Source organism: bacterium (assembly GCA_026398675.1).
GTDB lineage: Bacteria > RBG-13-66-14 > RBG-13-66-14 > RBG-13-66-14 > RBG-13-66-14 > RBG-13-66-14.
In genome coordinates this window covers 1-7,036 of record JAPLSK010000180.1, presented here as the reverse complement: position 1 = coordinate 7,036, position 7,036 = coordinate 1, and the positions used below count along the sequence as shown (strand labels likewise).

Genomic DNA, 7,036 nt, shown 5'->3' with positions numbered 1-7,036 from the left:
TTCACCGAAACCCTTCTCCTGCCCACGACCCTGACCGCGTTCCTCGTGGTCCTGGGGACATACCTCGCCGTGCGGCACGTCCAGCGCCCGGTCCCGTGGACCGCCGTCGGAATCGGGGTCGCTTTCGCGCTGGCGGCGCTGGCCCACGGGCTTTTGGCGGTTCCGGCGGCCACCGTGGGAATATATCTCTTCCTCCGGCGGCTTAAACGGAACAAAAAGGCGGCATTCAAGGAGCTTGCACTGCTCGTTGCCGCGGCGGCGGTCGTCATCGCCCCGGTGACCCTCGCCAACAGCCTGGCCGACGTGCACTTCGTGCCCCTGTCCACCAACGGCGGCCTGAACCTGTATCTCGGCAACCAGCCGGGCGCCGTGGGGCTTTACCGGCCCTACGCGACGACCACCTACAGCCTGGACTTCACCGCCCGCTGGCCGGCGGAGCGCGAAGCGGCCGAGAGGGGCGACCCGCCGCCTACCGCATCGGAGGTATCCACCTACTGGACCCGCCGGTTCACCGAGGAATTCGAGAAGGACCCCTGGCGCATCGCGGGCCTGTGCGGGAAGCGGGCGCTGCTCCTCTTGAACGGCTTCGAGTACCCCCAGGTGGAGAACTACTACTTCGAGGGGGAGTTCGTCCCGCTGCTGAAATGGCCCTGGTTGAGCCTGTACGTTCTCCTGCCCCTGGGCTTGGCGGGGCTCTTCCTCGAACGCCGGAGAGGGGCGCGGGTGCTGGGCGTCATCGTCCTGGCCTACGCCGTCGTCCTTCTGCCCTTCTTCGTCACCGCCCGGTTCCGCTTCCCGGTGATTCCGCTGGTGATAATCGGCGCGGGGCTCTTCGTCGAGCGCCTCGTCCGGCTGATCCGCCTCCGTAAGCGTTGGAAAATCAATAAAAAGTTCAGGCTGAGCGCGGTCGTCACCGCGGCCGTGCTCATCCCCTTCATCGCCGCCACGGCCTACAAACCGGAGGTCACGCGGGCCTACGACAACCTCGCCGTCGGCTACAACAACCTTGGCACCGAGGCCTACGCCAGGGGCGACTACGCCGGGGCGGCGCGTTACCAGGAGCAGGCCCTCGCCGAGAGCCCCGGGATGCTCCCGGCAAGGCTCAACCTGGGCCAGGCGCTCCTCGCCGCCGGGGAGTACGCGCGCGCAGAGGAGGAATTTCTCAAACTGCGGGGGAGTGTCCTGGACCCCGTCCGGCTCGAGCTTTCAATCGCCCGCGCCCAGCGTGGGCGGGGGGACGACCTGGCCGCCCTGGACACGCTCCAGCGGGCGTCCGAAGCCCCCTTCGCCGAAGGATCCCTCCTCGCCGCTCTCTCGCAGCTCTACCTGGATTTGGGTGACGCCTACCACGCCCGGGGGGCGGGGCGGCGATCCGTCGAGCTCTCCCCCGAGCTACCCGACGGTTACCTGGCCCTGGCGCGGGCCGAGACAGACCCCTCCGCGGCGATGGAAAGCATAAACACGGGACTGGAGCGCTGTAATTACAAAGCCGGGTTGTTGCTCTCGGCCGGTGAGTTGCGGGGCGATGACGCTTTTTTACGAAAGGCCGCCCTGGCCGCGGCGGAGGAGGGCGACTGGGTGGTGTGGGCCCGGGCGCTGGTCTCGCTGAGCCGCTTGGGCGATGGGGGGTAGTGGCCCTATCCCAGCGGGAGAAGGTTAAGGGGTGAAGGCTGCCTTAAAACGGCGGGGACTAAAGTCCCCGCCCTACATTTACCTCCCCTCGCCCCTCTGGGGAGCGGCGCGCCGACGGGGATGGGGGTGAGGGGCAAAAAGCGGGCGCGTGTGGGCACCCGCCCCTACTTATTGGATGTGAATCTCGCGTTACCCTCGTAGGGGCCGACCTTTAGGTCGGCCCACGGGCGGGTCTAAAGACCCGCCCCTACGTCATCGCAACCTGCATCTCCCTCCCCCTCTGGGGGGAGGGCTAGGGAGGGGGGTGTAGCGACCACCTCTCCCAGCGGGAGCGGCACGCCGACGGGGTCGGGGGGTGAGGGCTAAATTGAAATAACGGCGGGGACTAAAGTCCCCGCCCTACATTCAGTCAAAAGTAACGGGTGGACCCGAAGGTCCGCCTAAAATTTTTGGAATCACACCCAACCGTCTATAACGGCCGACCGACAGGCCCGTCAATCGAGCAATTCCAAGAAGGTGTAATGGTAATAAGTCTCGTACACGATACCGCCCGAATCGTCCTCGTAGGCCGAGCCGAACACCTAGACGCGGATTTTATACTCGCCGCCCTGTGCCAGGGTCCACTCCTCGTAGGTCGCCTCGGGGAAATCGTAGACGCTCCAGTCCACGAAGCGCATGCGCTCGGGTTCGGAACCCCGGGCGAAGGTTTTTACGTACTGGGGGCCTGCGCCCCGCTCGGCCTGACCCACCTCGATCAGCTTGCCGCCCACTTCCACGTAGAGTGTGTTCGTTGAAATCTGGGTCGTTATGTGGTGGCTCACGTCGGGCTCCTCCCAGGCCACCTCGTACCACCAGTAGGCGCAGGGCTTTAGCGTCAGAGGGGAGGTGAGTTCCTCGTCGGTCCACACCCGCGCGACGAGGTAGTCCTTCCCATCGAAGTGCATGACCCCACTACCCTCCGACGTCCCTAAATCCTCGACGGCCGACGGGGGGAGCCGTTCCAGATCGGGCATTGGCTCCCACCGGGCCTCCTCGGAGCCACTAGCACCGCCGGCCAGAAGGAGTACGGCGATGAGGGGAACCGCGTAAAACGAAGTAACGCCCCCCGGGCGAATCGCGTCCAGCACGGTACTAATCACCCTCCGTTCCGGATGATACGCGCGTTGAACACCTCGATGCCGGGATACTCGGAATTCTCAAGGGACTCCTCGATCCGCAGGAGCTCGTTGTATTTGGCGAGGCGCTCGCTGCGATTCGGGGCCCCGGACTTGATCATGCCGCAGTTGGTGGCCACCGCCAGGTGGGCGATGGTGGAGTCCTCCGTCTCGCCGGAGCGGTGGCTGACGACGCAGCTTATCTCGGAACGGAAAGCGGTGCGCATCGTCAGGAGCGTCTCCGACACCGTGCCGATCTGGTTGAGCTTGATGAGAATCGAATTGGAGGCCCTGCGCCGTGTCCCCTCCCGGAGCCTCTCCACATTGGTGGCGTAGAGGTCGTCGCCCACTATCTGGATGCGGTCGCCCAGTAGGCGGGTGAGCTCGATGAAGCCCTCCCAGTCGTTCTCGGCCAGGCCGTCCTCGATGGAGATGAGCGGGTAGATGTCCACCCATTCGCAGTAAACCTTGATCAGCCCGGCGGTGTCGAAGGTCTTGCCCACGGCTTCGAGTCTGTACTTGCCGTCTTTATAGAAACTGCTGGCGGCGGCGTCCAGGGCGATCCAGACGTCGCCCCCCGGCTTGTAGCCGGCGAGCTCGATGGCCTCGATGAGCTTCTCGAAGGCCTCGGCGTTGGACTTTAAATTCGGGGCGTACCCGCCCTCATCACCCACGCCGATGAAGTAGCCCTGCTTTTTGAGCACCTGGCCCAGGGCGCGGAAAATCTCCGAACCGGCCCGCAGCGCCTCATGGAAGCTCGGGAAGCCCGTGGGGCAGATCATGAACTCCTGCATGTCCATGTTGTTGTCGGCGTGCTTGCCGCCGTTGAGGATGTTGAACATGGGCACCGGAAGTACGCGGGCCGCGGCGCCGCCCAGGTAGCGGTAGAGCGGGATGTCATAGTGCCGGGCCGCCGCTTTGGCCACCGCGATGCTGGCCCCCAGGATGGCGTTGGCCCCCAGGCGGCCCTTGTTCGGTGTGCCGTCCAGCTCGATCAACACCCGGTCTATGTTCTCCTGGTCCAGGGGGTTCATCCCCACCAGGAGGTCGCGGATTTCCGTGTTCACGTTGTTCACGGCCTTGAGCACGCCCATGCCCCGGTAGCGTGATTTGTCGCCGTCGCGCAGCTCCACGGCCTCGTGCTCGCCGGTGCTGGCTCCCGATGGGACCATGGCCCGGCCCAGTTTATCCTCGCTGGTGAAAACCTCGACCTCCACGGTGGGGTTACCCCGGGAGTCGAGGATCTCACGCCCCCTTACGTTGGCTATCTTGCACATCTGGTGATTCTCCCCGTTGTTTGTGCCCTAGCACATGATTGATTTGGTTTTTCCGATGCGGGCTATCTTCTCGCGGGCCATCTCCCGGGCCGCGAATAGCGGTGGGACGCCCATCTGCCGGGCTCGGGCGAAGACCTTGGAGAGGTTGGAGTATATCTGGCGCGTCGCCCGTTTGACCTCCTCGAGGTCGGCCATGTCGCCCGGGCGGTTCATCATCAGCACGTCGCCGGCGTTTATCACGAATTCCGGCGCCAAGAGAATCCCCCGCTCCTCGAGACGGAGCGCCAGGGAGGAGTCGGAGAGGACGTTGAAGGCTGCGCCGGCCACGATCTTGCACCGCAGGCGCTCCACCGTGTCGGCGTCTATCACTCCCCCCACGGCGCAGGGGCTGAAGATGTCGCACGGCACGTCGTAAACCTCGTCCGTCTGGACCAACTCCACGGCGGGGTATAGGTCCTGAATCGCCTTCAGGGGGTCGTACTTGAGATCGGAGATGTAGAGCTTGGCGCCCATCTGGACGAGGATCGAGGCCAGGGCGCTGCCCACGCCCCCCACCCCCTGGATGACGACGGTACGGTCCTGCACGTTGGAGCTGTTGAAGGCGGTGTTCAGGCAGGCGGTGATGCCGTGGTACACCCCCCAGGCCGCTCCGACATCCGAGGGGACCTCGTGGGGGGAGCTGGCTATGACGTGGGGCGTCTCGATACCCACCGAGCGCATGTCGTCGTCGTCGGTGCCCAGGTCGGCGAAGGCGACGATGCGGCCGTTGATGCCGTTCAGAAAACGTCCAAAGGCGCGCAGGACCGCCTCATCCTCTTTTATCTTCGGTTCGCCCCAGATGACGGTCATTCCCCCGCCGGCGTCGTAGTTGGCCAGCGTCGCCTGATAGGTCATGCTCTCCGCCAGACGGAGCGTGTCGGCCACGGCGTCGTCCTCGGTGGGGTAATCCCGGATGCGGCAGCCGCCCAGGGCCGGCCCCAGGGTCGTGTTGTGGATGGCGATGAGGGCGCGCAGCTTGGTCGGGCGGTGCTGACAGAAGATTAGCTGCTCGTGGCCGCCCTCGATCAGTTTCTCGAAAATCCCCAACCGGCCCTCCTTGTCCCGCTTAACGGGTATAAATCAGTTCTTCGCGCCGCATCGAGGGCAAGGGGGTTAAACCCCTTGTCTCCTTCGCATTTCCCGGACGGCGCCGCCGATCGCTCTACTCCCCCAGGCAGTTGACCTCCAACAGACCCAGGTTCCGGGCCTCCTCGATCAGGAACCGGGCGAGCTCGTCGGGGTAGCCCTCGGCGTAGACCACCCTCGTGATCCCCGCGTTCAGGAGGATTTTGGTGCAGATGCTGCAGGGGTGGTTCGTTACGTAGAGGGTGGAGTCTTTGGTGGAGACGCCGACCAGGGCGGCCTGGGCGATGGCGTTCTGCTCGGCGTGCGTTCCCCGGCAGATTTCGTGGCGCTCGCCGGAGGGGACGCCGAGCTGCTCCCGGTAGCAGCCGCCCAACTCCTCGCAGTGCTTCAACCCCCGGGGAGTGCCGTTGTAGCCCGTCGCCAGGATAGTCTTGTCGCGGACGAGCACCGCCCCCACGCTGCGCCGCATACAAGTTGAGCGGGTGGACACCAGCCCGGCGATCTGCATGAAGTACTCGTCCCAGGACGGCCTGCCCATCTTACTCCCTCGGAGGGTGCATTCTACCAGAGTACCGGGGCGTGGGCAAGGCGTTTTGCGTGGCCGGCGTGACATTCACCGCTGTGCGTCCGAATGTAGGGCGGGGATTTTAGTCCCCGCCGCGCTTTTACAAAGGCGACCCTCACCCTAGCCCGTGCCTCGTTTTTTGCGATGATGTAGGGCGGGTGTCCACATCCGCTCACGGGCCGACCTGAAGGTCGGCCCCTACGAGGGGAGCGCACGATTCACGCCTGACCCGTAGGGGAGGGTATCCAGACCCTCCCGTTCTTTATAAGGCAGCCCTCACCCTTAAGCCCGTGTCTCACAGACCTCCCACGGGGAGAGTGAAACCGCTCCAGCCCGTGCCTATCATATTGTGATGATGTAGGGCGGGGATTCCTATCCCCGCCGCATTCGCTCTCCCGACATTACCCCTCACCCTATCCCGTAGGCGAGCCTCTCCCTAAAAGGGAGAGGGAAACCGCTTCGCCCCTCGACCGGGCTTGCCAGCCCGCCGCGCCGGTGATACCATGTCATTCAAAAGACCAGGGGAGCCCCATGCGCTTCAGCGCCCTCATCTCGAACACCCCGGCGGCCGCGCTCGTCCGGGGCGACGCGGAGATAAAAAAGATCGCCTACGATTCCCGGCGGGTCGAGCCGGGGACCCTCTTCGTCGCCATGGGCGGGGTGGGGCACGACGCCTTGGCTTACCTGGGCAACGCCCTGGAACGCGGCGCCGCGGCGGTTTTGGCGCCTACAGCACCTCCGACCGGGGTGAACGTGCCCTGGGCGACGAGCGAGGACCCGCGCCTGGCCCTGGCCCAGCTCGCCGCGCACTGGTTCGGCCATCCCGCGGAGAAGCTGCGCCTCGTCGGCGTCACCGGCACCAACGGCAAGACAACCAGCGTCCATATCATCGCGAGCATCCTCAAGGCGGCGGGACGGAAGACGGCCCTCTTGGGGACGACGGGGTACTGGCTCGGCAACCGCTGGGAGGAGGCGGACTGGACTACCCCGGAGCCGCTCAAACTCCACGGCCTCCTGCGGGAGGCGGTGGATTCGGGGTTGCAGGACGCGGTGATGGAGGTGACCAGCCACGCCCTGGATCAGCGGCGGACGGACGGTCTGGTCTTCGCCGCGGCGGGCTTCACCAACGTCACCCAGGAGCACCTGGACTACCACCGGCGGCTGGAGGGTTACTACGCCACCAAGTGCCGTCTTTTCACCCAACTGGAGCCCGGGGCCGTCGCCCTGTTGAACGCCGACGACCCGCTGGTGGCCGGGACGCCGGTTTCCGGAGGCCGGCGCAT

The 7,036-nt window shown here is 65.3% G+C and carries 6 protein-coding genes; 2 read left to right on the top strand and 4 right to left on the bottom strand.

The features are described from left to right. Nucleotides 1-1,632 (top strand): tetratricopeptide repeat protein (locus NTW26_05920; protein ID MCX7021797.1); only part of this gene is annotated, 1,632 nt, incomplete at its 5' end. A gap of 581 nt (nucleotides 1,633-2,213) precedes the next feature. On the opposite strand, the gene NTW26_05915 is transcribed toward NTW26_05920, so the two are convergent. From NTW26_05915 to NTW26_05900, 4 genes are all read right to left on the bottom strand, one after another. Beyond that, a complete protein-coding gene (locus NTW26_05915; protein ID MCX7021796.1) occupies nucleotides 2,214-2,771 on the bottom strand; it encodes a hypothetical protein in 558 nt (185 codons plus the stop codon). Continuing rightward, nucleotides 2,768-4,063, bottom strand: a complete 1,296-nt coding sequence (gene eno, locus NTW26_05910; protein ID MCX7021795.1) for a phosphopyruvate hydratase — start codon at nucleotides 4,061-4,063, stop codon at nucleotides 2,768-2,770. Before eno ends, NTW26_05915 begins: the two co-directional genes overlap by 4 nt. Nucleotides 4,064-4,090: 27 nt before the next feature. Continuing rightward, entirely contained in the window at nucleotides 4,091-5,149 is a 1,059-nt protein-coding gene (locus NTW26_05905; protein MCX7021794.1) for a leucine dehydrogenase, read from the bottom strand. A 115-nt stretch (nucleotides 5,150-5,264) separates the two neighbouring features. Then, on the bottom strand, nucleotides 5,265-5,726 hold the full coding sequence (locus tag NTW26_05900) for a dCMP deaminase family protein (protein MCX7021793.1): 462 nt from the start codon (nucleotides 5,724-5,726) through the stop codon (nucleotides 5,265-5,267). A gap of 558 nt (nucleotides 5,727-6,284) precedes the next feature. On the opposite strand from NTW26_05900, the gene NTW26_05895 reads away from it, so the two are divergent. Then, a partial coding sequence (locus NTW26_05895; protein MCX7021792.1) for a Mur ligase family protein occupies nucleotides 6,285-7,036 on the top strand: 752 nt, incomplete at its 3' end.

What these genes read in the sequence shown, in the direction of transcription:
- eno (MCX7021795.1), bottom strand. Translation starts at nt 4,063, where the DNA reads ATGTGCAAGATAGCCAACGTAAGGGGGCGTGAGATCCTCGACTCCCGG.
- NTW26_05900 (MCX7021793.1), bottom strand. Translation starts at nt 5,726, where the DNA reads ATGGGCAGGCCGTCCTGGGACGAGTACTTCATGCAGATCGCCGGGCTG.